Source organism: Micromonospora sp. NPDC005163 (genome assembly GCF_053599835.1).
In genome coordinates this window covers 11,695-32,348 of record NZ_JBSFYP010000036.1, presented here as the reverse complement: position 1 = coordinate 32,348, position 20,654 = coordinate 11,695, and the positions used below count along the sequence as shown (strand labels likewise).

Annotated in this window: 18 protein-coding genes; 7 read left to right on the top strand and 11 right to left on the bottom strand. The window is 72.3% G+C overall.

What is annotated here, in order from left to right; all coding sequences use genetic code 11:
• Positions 1 to 180: 180 nt before the first annotated feature.
• The gene (locus tag ACWD6N_RS23355; RefSeq protein WP_354962452.1) at positions 181 to 2,055 is read right to left on the bottom strand and encodes an adenylyl cyclase; all 1,875 of its coding nucleotides are present in this window, start codon (positions 2,053 to 2,055) and stop codon (positions 181 to 183) included.
• A 205-nt stretch (positions 2,056 to 2,260) separates the two neighbouring features.
• On the opposite strand from ACWD6N_RS23355, the gene ACWD6N_RS23350 reads away from it, so the two are divergent.
• Positions 2,261 to 2,710: a hypothetical protein gene (locus ACWD6N_RS23350; RefSeq protein ID WP_354962453.1), complete on the top strand. Its 450-nt coding sequence runs from the start codon at positions 2,261 to 2,263 to the stop codon at positions 2,708 to 2,710.
• A gap of 10 nt (positions 2,711 to 2,720) precedes the next feature.
• Here ACWD6N_RS23350 and ACWD6N_RS23345 read toward each other — a convergent pair whose 3' ends face one another.
• Positions 2,721 to 3,476 (bottom strand): alpha/beta fold hydrolase, encoded by a 756-nt coding sequence (locus ACWD6N_RS23345; RefSeq protein WP_354962454.1) that lies wholly within the window; start codon positions 3,474 to 3,476, stop codon positions 2,721 to 2,723.
• Positions 3,477 to 3,542: 66 nt separating this feature from the next.
• Between ACWD6N_RS23345 and ACWD6N_RS23340 the strand changes: the two genes are divergently transcribed.
• Complete coding sequence (locus ACWD6N_RS23340; protein ID WP_449937511.1) at positions 3,543 to 6,584, top strand: BTAD domain-containing putative transcriptional regulator; 3,042 nt, start codon at positions 3,543 to 3,545, stop codon at positions 6,582 to 6,584.
• Positions 6,585 to 6,591: 7 nt separating this feature from the next.
• Here ACWD6N_RS23340 and ACWD6N_RS23335 read toward each other — a convergent pair whose 3' ends face one another.
• The 5 genes from ACWD6N_RS23335 to ACWD6N_RS23315 form a co-directional block, all read right to left on the bottom strand.
• Positions 6,592 to 7,146 (bottom strand): dihydrofolate reductase family protein, encoded by a 555-nt coding sequence (locus ACWD6N_RS23335; RefSeq protein ID WP_354962456.1) that lies wholly within the window; start codon positions 7,144 to 7,146, stop codon positions 6,592 to 6,594.
• 126 nt (positions 7,147 to 7,272) lie between these two features.
• Positions 7,273 to 7,815: a hypothetical protein gene (locus ACWD6N_RS23330; RefSeq protein ID WP_354962457.1), complete on the bottom strand. Its 543-nt coding sequence runs from the start codon at positions 7,813 to 7,815 to the stop codon at positions 7,273 to 7,275.
• An 83-nt stretch (positions 7,816 to 7,898) separates the two neighbouring features.
• Complete coding sequence (locus ACWD6N_RS23325; protein ID WP_387322224.1) at positions 7,899 to 9,263, bottom strand: cellulase family glycosylhydrolase; 1,365 nt, start codon at positions 9,261 to 9,263, stop codon at positions 7,899 to 7,901.
• A 122-nt stretch (positions 9,264 to 9,385) separates the two neighbouring features.
• Entirely contained in the window at positions 9,386 to 10,249 is an 864-nt protein-coding gene (locus ACWD6N_RS23320) for a hypothetical protein (RefSeq protein ID WP_354962459.1), read from the bottom strand.
• Between the two features lie 102 nt (positions 10,250 to 10,351).
• Positions 10,352 to 11,113, bottom strand: a complete 762-nt coding sequence (locus ACWD6N_RS23315) for a maleylpyruvate isomerase family mycothiol-dependent enzyme (protein WP_387322222.1) — start codon at positions 11,111 to 11,113, stop codon at positions 10,352 to 10,354.
• 85 nt (positions 11,114 to 11,198) lie between these two features.
• Between ACWD6N_RS23315 and ACWD6N_RS23310 the strand changes: the two genes are divergently transcribed.
• On the top strand, positions 11,199 to 12,176 hold the full coding sequence (locus ACWD6N_RS23310; protein ID WP_354962461.1) for an aldo/keto reductase: 978 nt from the start codon (positions 11,199 to 11,201) through the stop codon (positions 12,174 to 12,176).
• A 46-nt stretch (positions 12,177 to 12,222) separates the two neighbouring features.
• Here the strand turns inward: ACWD6N_RS23310 and ACWD6N_RS23305 are convergent, their stop codons facing one another.
• From ACWD6N_RS23305 to ACWD6N_RS23295, 3 genes are read right to left on the bottom strand one after another with little or no spacing between them, the layout of a single operon-like run.
• Positions 12,223 to 12,966, bottom strand: a complete 744-nt coding sequence (locus ACWD6N_RS23305; RefSeq protein WP_354962462.1) for a YqjF family protein — start codon at positions 12,964 to 12,966, stop codon at positions 12,223 to 12,225.
• A gap of 19 nt (positions 12,967 to 12,985) precedes the next feature.
• Positions 12,986 to 14,146 (bottom strand): winged helix DNA-binding domain-containing protein, encoded by a 1,161-nt coding sequence (locus tag ACWD6N_RS23300; protein WP_354962463.1) that lies wholly within the window; start codon positions 14,144 to 14,146, stop codon positions 12,986 to 12,988.
• Positions 14,143 to 15,276, bottom strand: coding sequence for an epoxide hydrolase family protein (locus ACWD6N_RS23295; RefSeq protein ID WP_354962464.1), 1,134 nt, complete (start codon positions 15,274 to 15,276; stop codon positions 14,143 to 14,145). The genes ACWD6N_RS23300 and ACWD6N_RS23295 overlap by 4 nt, the downstream gene beginning before the upstream one ends.
• A gap of 62 nt (positions 15,277 to 15,338) precedes the next feature.
• On the opposite strand from ACWD6N_RS23295, the gene ACWD6N_RS23290 reads away from it, so the two are divergent.
• The 4 genes from ACWD6N_RS23290 (at position 15,339) to ACWD6N_RS23275 (ending at position 18,907) form a co-directional block, all read left to right on the top strand.
• The gene (locus tag ACWD6N_RS23290) at positions 15,339 to 16,307 is read left to right on the top strand and encodes a helix-turn-helix transcriptional regulator (protein WP_354962465.1); all 969 of its coding nucleotides are present in this window, start codon (positions 15,339 to 15,341) and stop codon (positions 16,305 to 16,307) included.
• Between the two features lie 96 nt (positions 16,308 to 16,403).
• Positions 16,404 to 17,327 carry an RNA polymerase sigma factor gene (locus ACWD6N_RS23285; RefSeq protein ID WP_354962466.1) on the top strand — a complete coding sequence of 308 codons (924 nt, stop codon included), beginning with the start codon at positions 16,404 to 16,406 and terminating at the stop codon, positions 17,325 to 17,327.
• Positions 17,328 to 17,440: 113 nt separating this feature from the next.
• Entirely contained in the window at positions 17,441 to 18,325 is an 885-nt protein-coding gene (locus ACWD6N_RS23280) for an alpha/beta fold hydrolase (protein WP_387322217.1), read from the top strand.
• Between the two features lie 120 nt (positions 18,326 to 18,445).
• Positions 18,446 to 18,907 (top strand): DUF5709 domain-containing protein, encoded by a 462-nt coding sequence (locus ACWD6N_RS23275; RefSeq protein ID WP_354962468.1) that lies wholly within the window; start codon positions 18,446 to 18,448, stop codon positions 18,905 to 18,907.
• A gap of 57 nt (positions 18,908 to 18,964) precedes the next feature.
• Here the strand turns inward: ACWD6N_RS23275 and ACWD6N_RS23270 are convergent, their stop codons facing one another.
• Complete coding sequence (locus tag ACWD6N_RS23270) at positions 18,965 to 20,545, bottom strand: DHA2 family efflux MFS transporter permease subunit (protein WP_354962469.1); 1,581 nt, start codon at positions 20,543 to 20,545, stop codon at positions 18,965 to 18,967.
• Positions 20,546 to 20,654: the final 109 nt, after the last annotated feature.

Genomic DNA, 20,654 nt, shown 5'->3' with positions numbered 1-20,654 from the left:
GAAGGCATTGACGGTCATCGTGGCAGTAGCGGTCGCCAGCCCGCAAGACTTCGACTGATCGATGAAATTGTCCGCTAACGAATCGCAAGTAACTGAGTGCCGAGAAGTTGCGGAACACCAGGAGACGGCGGGGGCCGGAGCCGCGCTGGCTCCGGCCCCCGTTCGGTACGCCCGGGATACCTACGGAGTCGGGTACTGCGTGACGTAGACCGGTGCGCCGACCTTGGTCATGTCGGCCGCGTCACCGACGCCGTTGACCACGTGGTCGATCGTGCCGGCGCTGAGGTTGACGGTCATGATGTGGTGCAGCCGTACCCCCGGAGTGACCGGGACCTCGAAGCCGTTCTCGGTGTGGATCGACGGATTGTTCTGGTTGAAGACGTAGACCCCGCCGCCGTACAGGGTGTGGTGCCGCACCCGGTCACCGACCTTGTAGCCGGCCCAACCCTCGACGGCACCGTGCATCCAGTCGGCCTGCGTCGGCGGGTCGTACGGCAGCTCGTTCTGGTAGAGGATCGTCGTGCCGTGCTCGCCGTTCCAGACGGTGTTGTACCGCTGGAAGTGCTCGACGAACAGGCCGGTCGCGGTCACGTGGTCGCCGTTGATGACCGCGCCGTAGCGACCGGTGTTGGTCCGCCAGCGGTCCGTGTCGCCGTTGACGCCCTCGGTGAAGCCCTCGACGCCGTGGTCGCCGCGCCACACCCAGGTGTGGTCGATGAGCACGTTGTCGCTGTTGACCTCCAGCGCCGTGTTCGTCCGGCCGATGTGCGGGCCGCCGACCCGGAAGTACACGTCGGACAGCGTGGTCGGGTTGCCCGGCGTGCTGACGTTGCGGCCGTGCTGCTGACCCACCCGTAGCAGGACCGGCGACTCGACCCGGCCGGCGTCGATCGTGACGCCGGCGACGACGACACCGGGGACACCGGCGACGTCCAGCGGGATGGCGCCGTTCACCGCGGTGAGCGTGGCGTGCCCGATGCCGAGCACCACCGTGTTGGCGCGCCGGACCTCGATGCTGCGCGCGATGTCATACGTGCCCGGGGTGAGCAGCAGGTGCTTGCCGCGCGCGAGCTGGCTGTTGATGACGTGCACCGGGTCGGACGGCTTGGCGATGAAGAAGTCACCGATTCCGATGGTCCGCCCCGGCGTCAGGCCGTCGGCCCAGGAGACCCCCCGGCTGTCGTGCTGCGCGGCGGGCACGCGGACGTTGTAGCGGCCCTTGCCGTCGACAAAGAGGTAGGGCTTCTCCCGGCTCAGCGGGGTGGTCTCCAGCGTCGTGTAGGGCGGGTCCGGGAAGGAGGCGTCGTCCGGCGCGCCCTCGACGCCCGCGAAGACCTGGTTCCACACCGCGTTGGACCAGCTGCCGACCTCGCTGTTGCGGGTCAGCCACTGCTGCTGCGAGCCGTTGGTGGTGGCCGGCAGCCGGGAGTCGGCGATGAACCCGCCGCTGGCGTACTGCGGGCCCGCGGTGCAGTAGTCCATCAGGGACAGGCCACCGCCGCTGATGTTCAGGCGGCGCATCGACACCGCCTGGGACACCGCCCAGAAGTTCGCCGAGGACCGGCAGCCGTCCTGGCCGGCCGCGTTGATGGTGAGCGAGAGGTTGGACAGGGTGCGCCAGAAGTTGACCAACGCGAGGCAGTTGCCGGCGCCGCCGTCGGCCAGGCAACGGTTGTACACCTCGATCTTGCCGTTGACGGTGACGTCGGTGGGCGAGGCGCCCAGGCCGGACACCTCGGTGTAGTAGCCGACCTTGGCCTGCAACGGCTGCTCGGCCGTCCCGTACGTGCCCGGTTTGAACAGGTAGGCGTGCCGCGCGGCGCCCATCTCATTGTCGACCTGCCGGGCGTGCGCCGCGTCCAGCGTCTGCTGGATCTCGCTGACCGGCATACTGGGGTCGAAGATCGTGACGTTGGGCCCGAAGTCCGGGGCGCCGTGCGTCGGCCGGCCGGCGGCAGCGGCGGTGCTGGTCGCCGTGACCGCGGTGATCAGCACGACCGCGAGAAAGAGGGTGCGACCAATTCGCCGGCGCACCCGTCGGGGCTGGGTTGTCATGCGGTTCGTCCTCTCCGTGGCCGGACCGTACCTCCGGCACAGCTGGGGGCGGTGAGAGCGCTCTCTGGGCCCTCCGACCGAAGGTTGAGCCGAGTCGAAGGGATAGGCATGTTTCTACCTGGTAAATCGGCCGCACGCTATGACCAGAGACGGCGAACTTCGGTCTGGGCGGGCGAGAATGGACGGTGCAGCGGGGGAGGTGCTGATGCGGATCGACTCATTGCCCTACGTGGACGAGCACGCCACGGTCATCGCGGCGGAGACCGTCGAGGTCTGGCCCCACCTGGCGGACATCGTCGAAGGGTCCTTCTCCCGGCCCGGCATGGCCGGCTACGCGCGCCTGGTGGGTGCCGCCGACCCGGACACATCCGGGCCACGGCCGCTCGCCGAAGGCTCGACGTTCCCCGGCTTCCGGGTGGTCACCGCGATCCCCGGTCGGGAACTGGCTCTGCGCGGCAGCCATCGGTTCTCAACCTACGCGCTGATCTTCCGCCTCGAGCCCATCGGTCGGGGCCGGTCACAGCTGCGGGCCGAGACGCGAGCCGCCTTCCCCGGCCTGGCCGGCGGCCTGTACCGACAACTCCTCCTGAGATCGGGCGGCCATGTGATCGGCATGCGGCGCATGCTCGCGGCGGTCCGCCGCAGAGCCGAATAGAGGGCATCGGCTAGACGTCGTCCAGGAACTCGTCGATCATCGGGGCCAGCCAGCAGGCGCGCTGCGGGATCGACGTGTGGGTGGTGCCGGGCAGGATGGCCAACCGGCAGGCCGGCAGACCGGTCAGGTCGCCGGGCACCGCGCCGCCGAGCAGTCGGAACATCCGCACCGCGTGCTCGGGCTGGACGATGTCCGCGTCGGCCAGCACGATCATGGTCGGCGCGGCCAGCTCGGCGATCCGCTCCGGGGCCCACTGCGGCAGGTTCGCGTCCAGCACCGTCATCTTCGTGACCAGATTGGCCCAGCCCGCCGGGTCCGGCGCAGTCCGCAGGTACTCCTCGTGGAACTCCGAGCCGTGCAGGTGCTCCGGTCGCAGGTCCTGGATCCCGTCGAGCAGCCCGGGATGCAGGCCCGCGTCGTCGAAACTCACCGAGGCGAGCACCAACCGGCCGACCCGGGCCGCGTGGTCGGTGCCCAGGCGCAGGGCCACCGCCGCGCCCATGCTCCAGCCGAACACGTCCGCCCGCGCGATGCCGAGCCGGTCCAGCAACTCGACCACGTCGGCGGCGAAGTGCTCCACGGTCAGCGGACGGTCGACATCCGGCGTGTGACCGTGTGCCTGCAACTCGACCGCGATCACCCGCCGGGTCTTCGCCAGGAGCGGCAGGATCGCGCCGAACGAGGTGCCGATGCCGGAGAGCGCACCGTGGATCAGCACCAGCGGGCGGCCATCGCCGCTGCCGTGCTCTTCGTGGTGGATGTCCATGCCCACACGATGCGCCGGAGCGCTTACGGTCGGCTTCAGGTGGCCTTACCGCGGCTAGGGCCTAGGATGACCGCCGTGCAGTTCGGGGTGCTCGGACCACTCGCCGTCACCACGGACGCCGGCGAGCCGGTGGTGGTGCCCGGCACCAAGGTCCGGGCGCTGCTGGCCGACCTGCTGACCAACCGCAACCAGGTGGTTTCGGCGGACCGCCTCATCGACGACCTGTGGGGCGACGACGCGCCCGCCAATCCCGCTGGCGCCCTCCAGGTGCGGGTGTCGCAGTTGCGCAAGGCGCTCAACGACGCCGAGCCGGGTGCCCGCGAGATGATCGAGTCCCGGCCGCCCGGGTACCTGCTGCGGGCCGGCGCGGTCGACGCCGACCGGTTCGCCGAACTGGCCCGGTGCACCGACGTCGAGCGGCTGACCGAGGCCCTCGCGCTCTGGCGCGGCGAGGCGTACGCCGACATGGCCGACGCCGGGTTCGTCCACGCGGAGGCGACCCGGCTCGCGGAGCAGCGCCTCACCGTGCACGAGCGGCTGGCCGAGGCTCGGGTGCTCCGGGGCGAGCACGACCTCGTCGCGGCCGATCTGGCGGAGCTGGTCGCCCGGCACCCGCTGCGCGAGGGCCTGCGAGCGGTGCAGCTCCGCGCCCTGTACGCGGCCGGCCGCCAGTCCGAAGCGCTGGACAGCTACGCCGAGCTGCGCGACCGGCTCGCCGACGAGCTGGGTCTCGACCCCGGGCCGGAGCTGGTCGCCCTGCACCGCAGGATCCTCGAACAGGACGCCGGTCTCAGCCCGCCACCGAAGGCCGCGATCATCCGCAACAGCCTGCCGGCGCAGCTGGACGAGCTGGTCGGGCGGGCCGAGGCGCTGGCCGAGCTGCGGGCCCTGCTGCCGCGGCAGCGGCTGGTCACGCTGGTCGGCCCGGGCGGCGTCGGCAAGACCCGGCTGGCCACCGAGGCGGCCCGTACACAGGCCCTTCCGGACGGTGTGCACCTGGTCGAGCTGGCGCCGCTGCCCGCCGGTGACCCACGCATCGCCGAGCAGATACTGGGCGCGCTGGACACCCGCGAGACCGCCGGTACGAGCCTGTCCCCCGCCGACCGGCTCACCGCCGCGCTGCGACACCGACACCTGCTGCTGGTGCTGGACAACTGCGAACACGTGATCGAGCCGGTCGCCGACCTGGTGGCCCGGGTCCTGCGCGACGCGCCCGAGGTGAGCGTGCTCGCCACCAGCCGGGAGCCGCTCGGCCTCACCGGGGAACTGCTCTGGGAGGTACCCCCGCTGTCCGTGCCGGAGGACGGCGACCTGGATGCGGTCCGGCGCTCGGCGGCGGCCCGGTTGTTCGCCGCCCGCGCCACCGCGCAGCAGCGCGGCTTCCGCCTCGACGACCGGACCGCTCCCGCGGTGGCCCAGCTCTGCCGCCGCCTTGACGGCCTGCCACTGGCGCTGGAATTGGCGGCGACCCGGGTCCGCGCGCTCGGTGTGCACGGCGTGGTGGACCGGCTGGACGACCGGTTCCGGCTGCTCACCACCCAGCAACGGGACGTGCCGCCGCGACAGCGGACGCTCACCGCGGTGATCGGCTGGAGCTGGGACCTGCTCGACGAGGGCGAACGGGCGGTGCTCGCCGGGCTCGCGGTGTTCAATGACGGCTGCACCCCGGAGGCCGCCGAGCGGGTCTGCCACACCGATCTGGACACGCTGGCCCGGCTGGTGGACCGGTCGCTGGTGGTGCTCGACGACGCCGGCGTCGTGCCGCGCTACCGGCTGCTCGAATCGGTCGCCGCGTTCTGCCTGGACCGCCTGACCGACGCCGACGAGGTACGCGCGCGGCACGCCGCGTACTACACCGAGCTGGCCGAACGCGCCGACCCGCAGCTGCGCGGCGCCGACCAGCAACGGTGGCTGGCGCTGCTCGACGCGGAGGCGGCGAACCTGCGATCGGCGCTGGCCCACGGCGGCGGGCTGCGACTGGCGATCGCGTTGAGCTGGTACTGGTATCTGCGCGGCCGGCTCACCGAGGCGCGGCGGGCGCTGGCGGTGCCGGGTGACCCGACGCAGGAGTCCCGCGCCGCGCCCTGGCGCGTCGGTTTCGCGCTGGTGCAGGGCGACCCGATCGACCCGGCCGGTGTCCGCGCCGCGCTGGCCGGTGACCCGGACGGCCGCGGTGCCTGGTTCGCGGCCCACGCGGTGCTCGGCCACAGCGACCTGGCCCTGGCGTCGGAGCTGCTACCCGCTGCCTCCGCCGATCCGTGGACCGAGGCCGCGGTGCTCAGCTCCCGGGCGATGATCGCGCACGCCAACGGGGACCAGGTCACGCTGGAGTACACCGCAACCCGTAGCGCCGCGCTGTTCGCGGACCTCGGTGACCGGTGGGGCCGGCTCCAGGCGACCGAGTGGGTGGGTGGGCTGGCTGACATGCGCGGTGAGCACGAGCGCGCCGCCACCCTGCACCAGGAGGGGCTGCGCTGGGCCGAGGAGCTGGCGCTGTGGCCGCAGGTGTGCGCCGAGCTGTCGTGGCTGGCCTGGCTCGCGGTGCAGACCCGCGACTACGCGCAGGGCCGGGAGCTGGCCGAGCGCGCGTACCAGCTGGCGGTGGAGCAGGCCATGCCCAGTGCGCTGGTCTTCGCGGAGATGAGCCTCGGGCTGGCCGCCCGCCGCGACGGCAAGCTCGACGTGGCCGTCGCCCACCTCACGCACCTCGCCGAGCAGGGTCGCGCGGAGATCCAGCCCGCGCTCTACCTGCCGATGATCCTGGTCGAGCTGGGCTACGCGGTCGAGCAGGCCGGTGACCCGGATGCGGCGCTGGCCCTGCACATCGAGGCGTTCGAGGCCGCCGAGGCGATAGGGACCTCACGGGACGCGGTCACCCCGCTGGAGGGGATGGCGTCGGCGGTGCGCTCCCCCGAGGTCGCCGCCCGACTCCTGGGCGCGGCGGCGGCCGCCCGGGTCGCCGCGCAGGCCCCGGCCGCCCCGGCGGAACGCGACGACACCGACCGGGTGAGCGTCCGCGTTCTGGCCGCCCTGGGGCGGGAACGCTTCGACGCGCTGGTCGCCGAGGGCGCGAAGCTGAGCCCGGGCCAGGCCCGGGCTCAGCTCTGATCAGTGGTCAGCTGGCCGTCTTCGGCCGGTACGAGGCGATGATCACGCCGTTCTTGTGCACCCGGGTGTCGATCAGCTCGAACGACGCCTTGACGTCCGTCAGCGGCGTCGTCAGGCTCGGGCCGCCCTCCAGCACGGGGTGGATCCAGAACCGGACCTCGTCCACCAGGCCCGCCCGGACCAGCTGCGCGGTGACCGAGCCGTACCCGTACTGGATGATGTCCTTGCCCTCCTGGGCCTTGAGCTTGGTGACCGCCTCGACCAGGTCGCCCTGGAGCACCTCCGTGTTGTTCCAGGTGGGGTTGGTCAGGGTGGTCGAGGCGACGTACTTCTTGACGTTGTTGAAGTACGCCGCGCCGGTGCTCGGGTCGTTCTCGTCCATGCTCGGCCAGGCGACGGACATGCCGTCGTAGGTGGCCCGGCCCATCAGCATCGCGTCCGCGGCGTTGGTCTGTTCGCCGGCGAGGCTGGCGGCCTCCTCTTCGAAGTACGGCGAGGTCCACATGGGGTTCTCGATGACGCCGTCGAGGGTGATGTAGGTCGAGTTGATGAGCTTGCGCATCGGGGGTCTCCTGGTTGTCGGCGGTGCTCTCGGTGACACCCAGAACTCTGTCGGGTCCCGCTTACGATTCGCTTCAGTTTGCCCTTACCCGCGTCCGTAACCGTGTCGGTCCAGGAAGCGCGTCGGTCAGATCGGCTGCTCCGGGTCGGTCAGCGGGATGGGCAGCGCCTGCGCGTCCGCCGTGCCGCCACCGATGGAGTGCGCCGGCGGGGGGCGGTCGCCGGTCCGGCTGTGCAGCCGACCCCGCCCCGCCGGCCCGGCGCGCCGGGTCACCTCGCAGGTCACCATCCGCACCGGCGGTGGCGGCGCGGTGAAACGGCCGACGCCCCAGCGCACCCAGATCGGGATGCGGCCGGCGGCCGCCTCCGCCCGCAGCTTCTGCACCGTCCGCGCCCGGTCGGTGTGGTCGACCTCCACGACCACCGGCGGGCCGCCGGGGCGGGCGCACGCCACGTCGAGGACCGAGTGTCGCTGCTCCAGCGGCGGTGGCAACGGCAGGACACTGGGTGCCCGCCGGTAGACCCGCCAGCCCTGAGCCTCGGCCCACCCCACCACCGAGTCGATCACCCGTGCGGTGACCTCGTCGGCGTCCAGGTCGACGAAGGTCAGGTCGTCCAGCCAGCGGCCCAGGTCGGCGGCCAGCCGCTCACCCTCCGCCGTGACCTCCACCGGCGCAGGATAACGCCTTCGCCGCCGCTGGTCGCAGTCGCGGCGCGGGCCCAGCTCCCGGTCGGAGCTGGGCCCGAACGTCGTCATCTCATGTTGGCGACCACGAACGGCGCGTGGCCGTGCAGGTAGTTGTTCCACCCGCCGGTCACCGGCGCGCCGGCGCTGAGCAGGTTGGTGGTGTCGGTGCCGACGTCGAGCTTCCACGCGGTCCAGGAGATGCCGTTCGCCTTCATCCAGTCCACCCAGGTCTGCGCCTCGGGAAGGCAGGCCCGGCCGTCGAGGCCTCCGTCGGCGTGACTGGCACCCCACTCGGTGACGAACAGCGCCAGACCGGCCCGGATCGCCGCGTCGCCCTTCGCGCGCAGCGACGCGCCGTGGGTGCACGAGTAGAAGTGCAGCGTGTACATCAGGTTGGTGCCGGCGACCGGGCTGGCCGCTGCCGCATCCACATCCTGCGACCACGTCGGGGTGCCCAGCACGACGATGTTGTCCGGGTCGGCGGCGCGGATCGCGGCCACCACAGGCTGGTGGTACGGCTTGATGACGCCCGTCCAGCTCACCTGGAGCGGCTCGTTCCACGGCTCCCAGATGACGTTGGGCAGGTTGCCGTAGCGGCGCGCCAGGTCGGCGAAGAACGCGACCGCCTCGGACTGATTGTGCTGCGCCTCGTGCGCGTGCCAGTCGACAATCACGTACACGCCGGCGCTGACGGCGTTGTTGATGATCGTCTCGACCTGCGTACGGGCCTTGACCGGGTCACTCAGGTACGCGCCCGCCGGCTCCACGCCCATCGCCGCGCGGATCACCTGGAGGTTCCAGTTGTCCCGCATCCAGGTCAGCGCGGACAGGTTCTCGGCGTAGGGGGCCGTCTCCCAGTTGAGCCACATGCTGCTGATGCCGCGCAGCTGCACCCGCGCGCCGTTCCTGTCGCACATTCCGGTGCCGCAGACCCGCAGCTGCCCGTACCGCTCGACGGGGGTGCCGGGGGTCGGCGGCGGAACGGTCGGGGTGGGCGTCGGTGTGGGCGTCGGGGTCGTCGGGGTGGGCGTCGGGGCCGGCCCGCCCGCGCAGGACGCGCCGTTCACCGTGCAGTTGACCGGGGTGCCGGAGCCGGCGACGAGGAAGCCGAACGAGGTCGAGGCGCCGGCGGCGAGGGTCCCGTTCCAGGAGAGGTTGATGAACGTGTAGTGGCCACCGGCGGTGGCCTGCTGCGCGTTCCACGACTGGCTGATGCTCGACCCGGACGGCAGGTCGAACTCGACCCGCCAACTGGTGATCTGTGCGGAGGTGTTGTTGGTGACGGTGACCTGGCCCTGATAGCCGCTGCCCCAGTTGTTCGTCACGGAGAACACGGCGGTCGCCGCGCTGGCCGGTGTGGCGGTGATCGCCACCGCACCGGCGAGCAGGCCGGCGACGGCCAGGGCCGTGACAAGTCTCAGTGTGCGCATGCTGAACCCGCTTCGGTCGATCGACTGTGATGGCCTGAGGCGGGGCGGCGCCTGGGCGCACAGTATCGATCAATGACGATGCATGGCAAGGCGGGGCGAGCGGATTCCCGCTGGCCGGGAGGTCAGCGCCGCCGCCATCCCCAGCGGCGCGAGGCGGTCGCGCCCGACGCCGACCTCTCCCGGGCCACCATCTCGGCCGCCACACGCAGGGCCTGGGCGGGCTGCGCGCCGGCCGGCCCCAGCAGCTCCACCAGCCGATTGCCGAGGCCCAGCACCATCGCGGCGCGGTCGAAATCCCGGATCAGCGCCAGGCACTGCGCGTACACCCCGTACGTGTTGGCCATCTCCCACAGGCTCAGCGGGCGGAGCGGATCGAGCAGCCCCTGACGCAGCTCGCAGGCCCGGGACGCGGCCAGCGCCGCCTCCCGGACGGAGTCGTCCGAGGCGGGTCGCGTGACCGACCGGTGCAGCAGGGCGACGGCCTGGTTGTGGTAGGCGGTGCCCATCGCCTCCCTGGTCCGGGGGCCGGCGGCCGGCGGCGATGCGACGGTGCGCAGACCCACGGACACGGCCCGCTCCACCAGCTCCAGCCGGGTGACGGGCTGACCGGCGGCGAACGCGACCTCCGCCAGGTCGACCAGTGCGGTGATCAGCTCCGCGAGCGCCTCGTCCCGCGCCGGAGCGGTCACGTCGCCACCCTCGGCCGTCACCGCGTCATGCACCCGCTCGAAGAGGGCGACCGCCGCACCGCCGGGCGCCATCCCGTCCGCGGCCCTGCCATGAGCGGACAGCAGCATCCCACGCCGCCACAGCGCCCGGGCCAGCTGCTGCTGGTCGCGACGGTCGACCCGGCCCGAGCCCTGCGCGGCCTGCCGGTAGGCGTCGATCACCCGCACCCAGAGTCGGTCCGCCTCCGCCCAGGTGTCCTGCCGCGTCGACGCCTCCCGCGCCCCTTCGAACAGCCGTTCCCGCTCGTCCGGTCCCATCTCCCGCACCGCCCTCCGCGCTGGCCACTAGCGACACCGCCGACAAAGGCAGTGAACACCATCGATTCTATGGTGGTCGCGGCGCGGAGCCGCCGGCACAGCTCACTGGGTCGCGGTGACGATGCAGCGGCGCATCGGCGTCAACGCCTCGACCGGACCCTCGACGGTGACGCCGCCCGGCTCACCGGTCAGGTTCCGGCCCCACGCCCAGCGCAGCATCGCCGCCGGCGGGCCGGTCACCGTCACGTCGGCGGCGTCGGCCACGCCGTCGGTCACGCGGAACAGCCCCGGCTCGGTACGCACCGTCCACGCCGCGTCATCGGTACGGATCGCGCACGTCCAGCTCGGCGAATCGGCCAGGATCTTGTTGAAGTCGTCGGCCCACTCGGCCGCCGAATACTCCACGAACACCTTGAGCAGCTCGTCGACGCCGTCGACGGCGAGGTCGTCCGGGACGGGCGCGACCGGGACACCGACGCCCAACTCGGCGTCGATGCGGTGGATGACGGTCTCCTGCGCCATCCGCCGTATCCAGAAGCCCACGGTCTGGCCCGGCGCGTACCAGGAGCCGGCCGGGTCCTTCGGGTCGTGGGCCGCGAACTCGGCCAGCAACCCGGCGTACGTCCGGTCGAGCAACGCCAGCGGCTCCTCGCTCGCCAGCTCCGCCGGCGGCCAGGGCTCGGGCTCGGCGCCGTCGCGGATGGCCAGGGTCTTGTGGAGATAGACCTCGCCAACGTGGCGGGTCAGGTCGGCGACACTCCAGCCGGGGCAGCTGGGCACCGCTGCCCTGAGGTTGGTCGGTGCGACAGCCCGCAACCGGGCGAAGTCGTCCCCGAGGCAGTCGAGGAATCGGGAGAGCTCCATGCGGACAGTCGACCACAGGTCGACGGTCGCCGGGGGTGCCGCAACGCGTTCGCCGAACGCCGGAGCCCGCCGTAGCGTGGGGCGCATGAGAACCACCACGCTGGGCAGTACGGGTCCCGAGGTCGGCGTCATCGGGCTCGGGTGCATGGGCATGAGCCACGGATACGACATCACCGGCCCCCGCGACGACGAGACGTCGATCTCGGTCATCCATCAGGCGCTCGACCTGGGAGCCACCCTGATCGACACGTCGGACGTGTACGGGCCGTACACCAATGAGGAGCTGGTCGGCCGGGCCCTGGCCGGCGGCCACCGGGAGCAGGCGGTCCTGGCGACCAAGGTGGGGCTGGTGGTCACGTCCCCGACCGGCGGCCCCGGCAACTCGCCGGTCCTCGGCAACAACGGGCGCCCCGAGCACATCCGCGCGGCGATCGACGACAGCCTGCGCCGGCTCGGCACCGACCACGTCGACCTCTACCAGCTGCACCGGGTCGACCCCGAGGTGCCCATCGAGGAGTCCTGGGGCGCGATGGCGGAGGTCATCGCGGCGGGCAAGGCGCGGCAGATCGGTCTGTCCGAGGTGACGGTGGCCCAGATCGTGCGGGCCCAGGCGGTGCACCCGGTGGCGTCGGTGCAGTCCGAGCTGTCACTGTGGACCCGCGACCCGTTGACCGAGGTGCTGCCGTACTGCGCCGAGCAGGGCATCGCCTTCCTGCCGTTCTCCCCGCTGGGCCGGGGCTTCCTCGCCGGCCGGTTCACCTCGTTCGACGATCTGCCCACCGACGACTTCCGGCGTGGCCTGCCGCGCTTCCAGCAGGACGCGCTGCGCGCCAACCTCGCCATCGTCGGCCGGGTCCGCGAGATCGCCGACCGGGCCGCCGTCAGCCCCGCACAGGTCGCGCTCGCGTGGGTGGTCGCCCAGGGTGACCAGGTCATTCCGATCCCCGGCACCAAGACCCCGAAGTACCTGGTGGACAACTGCGCGGCGGGCGACGTGCGGCTCAGCGCCGAGAATCTGGCCGACCTCGACGCCCTGCCCGCGCCCGAGGGCGGTCGCTACTGACGCTCGACGCACCACCGCGACCGGCCCGGCGACCCGTACCAGCGGGTCAGCCGGGCCGGCGCACGGTGACCGGCGGACCGAAGCGCACCCCGACCCCGGGGGAATACAGCACGCTGACCGGCGGCCCGGTCGGCGCCGGCAGCCCCGCGGCGGCGATCAGCTCGTCGTCCAGGTGCAGCAGCTCGGCACGGTGCAGCGGCCAGCGCGGGTGCCAGTTCGGCAGGTGCCGCGTGCGCCCGTACGCCCGGGTGTGCAGCCCCCAGCGGGCGGTGACGAAGTGCTCCAGCGGGGTCGGGTCGGCGATCCGCTCCCCCACCCGGACCACCATGCGGCTCGTCGCGCCGGCCGGGCCCGGCCAGCGACGCCGGCACCGGTAGGTGAGCCGGTCGCCGTCGCGGTCCAACCGCATCGACGACCAGAGGTACGGCAGCCGCAGCGTCGCACGGGCGACGAGCACCGGCACCAGCCGGGACGCGTCGAGCGACCGGAACACCACGGCGCGCCGGCCGGTGCCGTCGACCGAGTAGAGCCGGACGTTGGTCTCCCAGAAGGTGCCGAAGTAGGGCACCCCCGGCCCGCGGCCGAGGCCCAGCCCGACCATCCGGAAGCCGATCAGCCCGACGTGACTGACCCCGTCCAGGGTGTCCGGGCGGGTCCCGGCCGGCAGCAGCGGCGCGACGAGGTCCGGTGCGACAGGCCAGTGCAGGAAGGTCAGATCCTGCCAACGCTGCCGCAGCATCGCCCAGGGGAACGCGCGCCGGGGCGCGGCGTCGACGGGCTCGATGTCCACACCCCCATCCTGCCCCGGCTCACGCGTGCGGACCGACCTGCACCGGGCCGATGGTCAGCGATGCTGTTCCTTCCAGGACCTGACCGACCCGCTCGACCTGCTCCTCCAACGCCCGCCGCCGACCGGCGCCGAGTGCCATCAACGGCTCGACCGTCACGTGGATCGTGCGACCGCAGCGACGCTGGTGCCACACCCCGGCGACCGTTCCGTCGACCAGCAGCACCGGGTAGTTGCCGGCCTGCCCACGGGCCAGCGCCCGGTCGGCGGCAGCCCCGGGGAAGAGCAGGTCACGCGGGTGGCAGCCGACCGTATACGCGTCGAAGTAGGGCAGCAGGCGCACCCCCGACGGCCCGTCGTCCGGGAAGTCGGTGTCGCCGGCCGCCACCCACGCCCGCGTGCCCTCCACCGTGACGGGTGCCAGGTCCAGCGACTCGAACAGCGTCGCCGCCCAGGTCGCGGGTACCGACAGCCACCGGGCGAACTGCGCCGGGGTGGCCGGCCCGTACGCGTACAGGTAGCTCCGGACGAGGGCGGCCAGCGCGGCCGTGCCGTCCATCGGCGCGAACCCGGGCAGCCAGCGGGTTGGGCTGGTGTGGGTGGTGGAGCGGCCCCGGTTCGGGCCGAAGCAGATCACGCCGCCCCGGGTGGCGGCCGTCATCGCGGAGATCCAGCGCGGCCATTTGTCCTGGAACGCGTCCATGACCCGCTCGCCGGCCCAGGGGCCGGTGCGGGCGACCACCTGCTCCGTCAGCTCGTCGGTGGTCAGCTCGGCCTCGGCCAGCGCGTCCGCGAGGGCCGCGAGGACCTGCTCGGTCTGCGCCGGGGTCAGCAGGTCGCGGCCCTGCTCCCACGACGGGACCGGCAGCGCGGAGAGCGCGCCCGTCCACATCGGCAGGTCGGCGGTGGCGAGCAGGTGCACGGTGCCGCGCGGCCCGCGGCTCTTGACCAGGATCCGGTCCGTCCACAGCGCCTGGCGCACCAGCGCACGGGTGGCGCCCGGGACCCGCAGCCCGACGGACAGTTCGGCGGCGGAGGCGACCTGGGCGTGCGCGCCGCACATCGCGGACACCACGGCGGCGACGGTGTCGGCCTCCGGGGCGGAACCCGTCGCGGTCGGCGCGGAGAGCCCGTGCCGGTCCATGCGCCGGGCGCACACCTGACCCCAGCTCAGGTTGATCACCGCAGGCTCCCGAAGAACGCGCGGATGTCCGCCGCGTGCGCCAGCGGCTCATCCATCGCCACGAAGTGGCTACCCGGGTTGCCCTCCGGCCAGTGGACGATCGCGTTGTCCCGCTCGGCGAGGCGCCGCATCAGCGCGGACCCTCCGCCGTACACGCCGGACGGCACCCGCCGCTGCCCCTTCGGCCAGGCGAAACCGCCGTCGTCCGCGATCGTGACGCGCTCGTACATCGGCCACGAGGACGATCCCGACGTGCCGGTGAACCAGTACAGGCTCACGTTGGTGAGCAGGTGGTCCCGGTCGATGGCCTGCTCCGGCGTCGGCACCGTCATGGTGAACTCCTTGAACTTGTGCATCATCCAGGCCAGCAGCCCGACCGGCGAGTCGTTCCAGGCGTACGAGAGGGTCATCGGCGCGGCCCGCAGCAGCGCGTGATGGTCCACGCCGCCGCTCATCCACTGCTGCATCTGCTCCCACTCGGCGCGTTCCGCCTCGGTCATGCCCGGCACGTCGGCGGCGGTCGGGAAGCCGAACCCTCCGTCGATGTGTACGCCCACCACCTGCTCGGGCGCCACGGTCGCCACCTCCGGCGCGACGTACGCGCCGAGGTCGCCGCCCTGGGTGCCGTACCGGTCGTAGCCGAGGCGACGCATCAGCTCGGCCCACATCCGGGCGACCCGGTTGACCGTGAACCCGGCCGGTGGCGCCTGCGAGAAGCCGTAGCCGGGCACCGACGGCACCACCACGTGAAGGGCCTGCCCGGGGTCCCCACCGTGGGCGCGCGGATTGGTCAGCGGGCCGATCAACTCGGTGAACTCGACCACCGAGTTCGGCCAGCCGTGCGTCAGCAGCAACGGCAGCGCGTCCGGCTCCGGCGAGCGTACGTGCAGCAGGTGCACCTCCAGCCCGTCGATCTCGGTGACGAACTGCGGGAACTCGTTCAACCGCGCCTCGTGCAGCCGCCAGTCGTAGCCGGTCGCCCAGTGGTCGGCCATCTCGCGCAGGTAGTCCACCGGCACTCCGCGCGTCCAGTCGGCGCCGGGCAACGAGCGGGGCCACCGGGTCCGCGAGAGCCGGTCACGCAGGTCGTCGAGCTCCGATTGCGGGATGTCGATGCGAAATGGCGTCATGTCGGCCACGCTACGACCTATATAGGTCAGGTCCTGTCACACATCGCTGGCATTCTGGAGCCATGTCCGACACCCCCGCCCGGCTGCTGAATCTGCTCTCTCTGCTGCAGACCCCGCGCGAGTGGCCCGGCAACGAGCTGGCCACCCGGCTCGGCGTCAGCCTGCGCACCGTCCGCCGGGACGTGGAACGGCTGCGCGACCTGGGCTATCCGGTGCGGGCGACGATGGGCGCGATCGGCGGATACCGCCTCGTCGCCGGCAAGGCGATGCCGCCGCTGCTGTTGGACGACGAGGAGGCGGTGGCGATCGCGGTCGGTCTTCGTACCGCCGCCGGTCATGCGGTGGCCGGGATCGAGGAGGCCTCGGTGCGAGCGCTGGCGAAGCTGGAACAGGTGCTGCCCGCCCGGCTGCGCCACCGGCTCGGCGCGCTGGGTGCCGCCACCGAACCGCTGCTCACCTGGGGCGGGCCGACGGTCGACCCCGAGCAGCTGACCGCGCTGGCCGCCGCCGTCACCAACCGCGAGCAGCTCCGGTTCACCTACCGGCGGCGCGACGGCGCGGCCGGCGAGCGGCTGGTCGAGCCCTACAAGCTGGTGTCGGCGGGCCGCCGGTGGTATCTGGTGGGATACGACAACGACCGGGGCGACTGGCGGATCTTCCGGGTGGACCGGATGGGCGAGCTGCGATCCACCCGGACCCGTGTCGCACCTCGTTCGCTGCCGGCCCCCGACGCAGCGGCGTTCGTGACGGAGAAGCTGCTCGAACTGACCCCGGTCTACCGGGCGGTGGTGACCCTGCACGCACCGGTGGAGCGGATGACCGGCCCGCTCGGTGGCGCCTCGGTCGACCTGGAGCCGATCGACGCCACCTCCTGCCGGTTGCGCAGTCACGCCGACACCCTGGAGTGGCTGGCGTGGCGCCTGCTGACCCTCGGCTGCGATTTCGAGGTGCACGAGCCGCCGGAGCTGATCGCGTACCTCCGCGAGATCGGCGCGCGGGCCACCCGGGCTGCCGGCCCGACAACCGGGTAGGCAGCGCGGGCGGTGGCACGACCGCCCGGCCTAGGCTCGAACGGCCGATGGCGTGGCCGAAACGACTGAAAGGCCACATAGTGGGGGGAAGCGGGCGTGACGCGTGGTGACGCGGAGCTGGTCCTGCTCGCGCAGGCGGGCGACGCGGCGGCGCTCGGTGTGCTGCTGGCCCGGCACGAGGCAGAGATGCGGGCGGTCGCGCTGAGCCTGCTCGGCTACGGTCCGGACGCCGAGGACGCGGTCCAGGACGCGATGGTGGTGGCGTTGCGCCGCATCGGCGAGGTTCGCGACCCGGCCTCGATCGGCCCGTGGCTGCGGGCCATCGTCCGTAACAACAGTCGGACGACCCTGCGCCGGCCCCGGCCCGTCCCGGTCGCCGAACCCGAGTGGTTCGCGCAGCCGGCCACCACCCCCACCCCCGAGGAGGCGCTGGACCGGGGCGCGCTGCGTGACTGGGTGTGGCACGCCATCGGGGCGCTGTCCGAGCCCGACCGGCTGGTGACCCTGCTGCGGTACTTCAGCGACGCCTCCTCGTACGAGCAGATCGCCGCCGTCTGCGGCGTGCCGGTCGGCACCGTCCGCAGCCGGCTCAGCCACGCCCGCCGCGCCCTCGCCGGCGGCCTGCGGGCGTCGGCGGCCGCGGCGCACGTCGACGTCACCGCGTCCAGCGACGCCCGGTGGCGCGAGGGCCGCGACATGATCACGACGGCGATGCGCGGTGACTTCGACCGGGTGGTGCGCGAGAGCTGGTGGCCGGACGCGGAGATGCTCGCGCCGGGTGGCCTGCGCGGCGGCACCGACCTGGCGGTCCAGGGCATGACGAAGGACCTGACGAACGGGGTACGACAGCGGCTGCGCAACGTCGTGGCCAGCGGTGACGTGCTGATCTGGGAAACCGACCTGATCAGCCCGCCCGACGACCCGGAGCACTGCCCGCCCGGGGCGCTGTGGATGCAGGTGCTGCGCGAGGGCCGGGTACGCCAACTCACCCTCTTCCACCCCGTCCCCGCGCTGGTCTGAAAAAACTTTCCCGACCGAGCGAACTTTCCCCTCGGCCCGCGCATCTGGTCCGCGTCATGCACCAGTTGCCGTGTCGGCGGACGCCGCGCGGGTCTCGGATCGGGAGATAGTTCATGGGTTCCACCCGCCACGACGTCAGCGCCCTCACACCCGGTGCCCACACGTTCACCGTCGACGGCGTTCGGCAGGTCTACCACGTCGCCGGCGCCGGCCCGGTGTGCGTGGCGCACTCCGGCGGCCCGGGCATCGAGTGGACGTACCTGCGGACGCCCAGCCTTGAGGCGCACTTCACCATGGTCTACGTCGAGCCGGTGGGCACGGGCGCGTCGGGACAGCTCGACAACCCCGACGATTACCGTCTCGACACGTATGTCCGGTTCCTGCACGCCGTCGTCGAGCACCTCGGCGAACCCAGGGTCTACCTCCTCGGGCACTCGCACGGCGGTTTCGTCGCCCAGCGGTACGCGCTCACCCACCAGGACCGGATCGCCGGCCTCGCACTGTACGACACCTCACCCGTCACCGGCGCCGAGTTCTGGGCCGAGGCCATGGCCAGCCTCGCCGCCTACCCGCAGCGGCACCCGGACCGGCCGGAGGCGACGGCGGTCCCGGCCGCCTTCGCGCAGATCGGCGGCGCGACGGACGACGAGTCGTTGGGGGCCGCGCTGCGCGCCGCCCTGCCGGTGTACTTCGCGGACTTCTGGGGTCGACGGGACGAGTTCGCCCCGTTTCAGGCGGCCGTCCGGATCTGGTCGACGCCGGCCGACGCGCAGGACCCCACGCCCTTCGACGTGCGGGACAACCTCGGTGAGATCACCGTGCCCGTCGTGGTGATCGTCGGGACGTACGACTTCATCTGCGGCCCCCGCTGGGCCGAGCAGCTGCACGCGGGGCTTCCGGACTCGCGGCTGGTGACGCTGGAGCGAAGCGGGCACTTCGCGCACATCGAGCAGCCGGTGGAGTTCACCGACGCCGTGGCGGAGCTGCTGAAGCGGTGACCCACCCCGGCACAGCGCGTCCCGAGGTCGTTCGTCACAGCGGGCAGGCCTCGGCGTACAGGCGCGTTGCACGGTCATAGGCTGAGCACTTTGCTGCACCGTGACAAAGAGGAGACCGCCGTGAGCCAGACCGAACGGATGGATTCCGTCGACGAGTGGAACGTGGCCGAGGACGACGGGGTCCTGGACGCCTCCGACACCCTCGACGACGACCGGGTCGGCGACCCCCTCGACACCGGCATCATCGCCGAGGACCACTGGACGGCGGCGAACCGGTTCGGCACCACGCCGGCCGAGGAGCGGGCGGGCGAGTCTCTGGCGCAGCTCCTCGCCGAGGAGGAACCGGACACCGACCCGTACGCGGAGAGCGTCGACGACGAGGATGAGCTGACCCGGCGGGGATACGAGCGCGAGGCGCGGGCGGGGCGGCTCGTCGCCGACGACGAGGGGCTCAGCGAGGACGACGAGGCCGAGTCGGTGGCGTGGGACGTCGGGATCGATGGAGGCGCCGCCAGCGCCGAGGAGGCTGCGATCCACCTGGTCGAGGACCCGAACGGGCCCGGGGACGGCCCGCTTCGCTGAACGCCGCGCCGCCGCGCTCGGCACCACGAGGGGTGCCGAGCGCGGCGAGCGGGTCGCTCAGTGGATGACGACGGGGGCCTTGGCCAGCTCACCCTGGTCGTCGAGCGGCTGCGCCGGCTTCCGCCGGCGTGGCAGCAGGGCAGCCGGGATGAAGGTGAGCAGCACCAGCGCGAACGCCACCCAGAACGTGGTGGCGAACGACTTGGCGGCGAAGTCGAGCCCGCGCTCGATGAGCGACGGGTCCACCGGCGTCTGCTGGAGCAGCTCCGGCCGCTGCTGGGCGGCGATGGCCAGCCCGGCCTCGGTGACCGGCTTGCCGCTCGGGTCGACCAGGCCGGGGATCGGCCGGGAGCCGTTCAGCTCGTTGGTGAGGATCACCGACATCACCGCGGCGCCGATCGACCCGCCGATCTGCTGGAGGATGTTGACCAGCGTGGAGCCGCGCGCCACGTCGTGGGCCTGCAACGTCCGCAGCGCCGACGTCATGATCGGCATCATCGTGCCGCCCATGCCCAGGCCCATCACGAACAAGGACCCGCCGAGCAGCCAGTACGAGGTCTGCGGGTCGACCTGGGTGAAGCTGAAGAACCCGACGACGATGAGCGCCAGCGCGAACGGGACCGTGCGACCGATGGGCACCCGGTCGGCCAGCGTGCCGGCGATCGGCATGGTGATCATCGCGCCGATGCCCTGCGGCGCCATCAGCAGACCGGCGGCCAGCGTCGACTCGCCGCGCACCTGAAGGAAGTAGCTCGGGAACAGCAGGCCGGCGCCCATGAACGCGATGATGAACACGAACAGCGTCACCGAGGCGATGGTCAGGTTGCGGTTGGTGAACAGCCGCAGGTCGAGCAGCGGGTGCCGAGGCTTGAAGGAGTAGAGCACGAACGCCACCACCAGCGCGGCGCCGACCAGCATTGGCGCCCACACCTTGGTCTCGGCGAAGGTGCCCGTCTCCGGCAGTGACGAGACGCCGTAGAGGAACAGCGCGAGCCCCGGTGAGAGCATCAGCATGCCGATGAAGTCGAACGACTCCGACGGCTCGGGCGCGTCCTTCGGAAGCGCCATCTGCGCGTAGACCAGCGCGACCACGCCGATCGGCAGGTTGATCAGGAAGATCCAGTGCCAGCTCGCGGTGTCGATCAGCCAGCCACCCAGGATCGGGCCGCCGATCGGCCCGAGCAGCATCGGGACGCCGAGGACCGCCATCAACCGGCCGATCCGGTGCGGACCGGCGGCCCGGGTCATGATGGTCATGCCCAGCGGCATGAGCATGCCGCCGCCGAGGCCCTGCAGGACGCGGTAACCGATGAGCTCGCCGATCGTGTCGGCCGTGGCGCAGAGCCCGGACCCGATCGTGAACAGGGCCAGCGCCACCATGTAGAGGCGTTTGGTGCCGAACCGGTCGGCTGCCCACCCGCTCAGCGGGATCACCGTGGCCAGGGCGAGGGTGTAGGCGGTCATCGTCCACGCGACACGGGCGTAGGACGCGTCGAACTCGCTCTGGAACGTCGGCAGCGCGACGCTGACCACCGTCACGTCGAGGATCGACATGATCGCGCCGAGGACGACGACGCCCGCCACCTTGAGCACCGCGGCGTCGAGTTTGTCCGATGTCGCGACAGATTGCTGGGTCACAAACTCTCCTGAAGTCGGTTGAACCGGCGAATGGTGGGCGGTGGCGGCGGTGCCGCGCCTACCAGGCGCAGGACGCGACGTACCGAGGCGACGACGCGCGCAGGCAGAC

Excerpts from the sequence above, each read along its gene's own strand:
- ACWD6N_RS23355 (WP_354962452.1), bottom strand. The coding sequence starts at position 2,055 with ATGACAACCCAGCCCCGACGGGTGCGCCGGCGAATTGGTCGCACCCTC.
- ACWD6N_RS23350 (WP_354962453.1), top strand. The coding sequence starts at position 2,261 with ATGCGGATCGACTCATTGCCCTACGTGGACGAGCACGCCACGGTCATC.
- ACWD6N_RS23345 (WP_354962454.1), bottom strand. The coding sequence starts at position 3,476 with ATGGACATCCACCACGAAGAGCACGGCAGCGGCGATGGCCGCCCGCTG.
- ACWD6N_RS23340 (WP_449937511.1), top strand. The coding sequence starts at position 3,543 with ATGACCGCCGTGCAGTTCGGGGTGCTCGGACCACTCGCCGTCACCACG.
- ACWD6N_RS23335 (WP_354962456.1), bottom strand. The coding sequence starts at position 7,146 with ATGCGCAAGCTCATCAACTCGACCTACATCACCCTCGACGGCGTCATC.
- ACWD6N_RS23325 (WP_387322224.1), bottom strand. The coding sequence starts at position 9,263 with ATGCGCACACTGAGACTTGTCACGGCCCTGGCCGTCGCCGGCCTGCTC.
- ACWD6N_RS23320 (WP_354962459.1), bottom strand. The coding sequence starts at position 10,249 with ATGGGACCGGACGAGCGGGAACGGCTGTTCGAAGGGGCGCGGGAGGCG.
- ACWD6N_RS23315 (WP_387322222.1), bottom strand. The coding sequence starts at position 11,113 with ATGGAGCTCTCCCGATTCCTCGACTGCCTCGGGGACGACTTCGCCCGG.
- ACWD6N_RS23310 (WP_354962461.1), top strand. The coding sequence starts at position 11,199 with ATGAGAACCACCACGCTGGGCAGTACGGGTCCCGAGGTCGGCGTCATC.
- ACWD6N_RS23295 (WP_354962464.1), bottom strand. The coding sequence starts at position 15,276 with ATGACGCCATTTCGCATCGACATCCCGCAATCGGAGCTCGACGACCTG.
- ACWD6N_RS23290 (WP_354962465.1), top strand. The coding sequence starts at position 15,339 with ATGTCCGACACCCCCGCCCGGCTGCTGAATCTGCTCTCTCTGCTGCAG.
- ACWD6N_RS23280 (WP_387322217.1), top strand. The coding sequence starts at position 17,441 with ATGGGTTCCACCCGCCACGACGTCAGCGCCCTCACACCCGGTGCCCAC.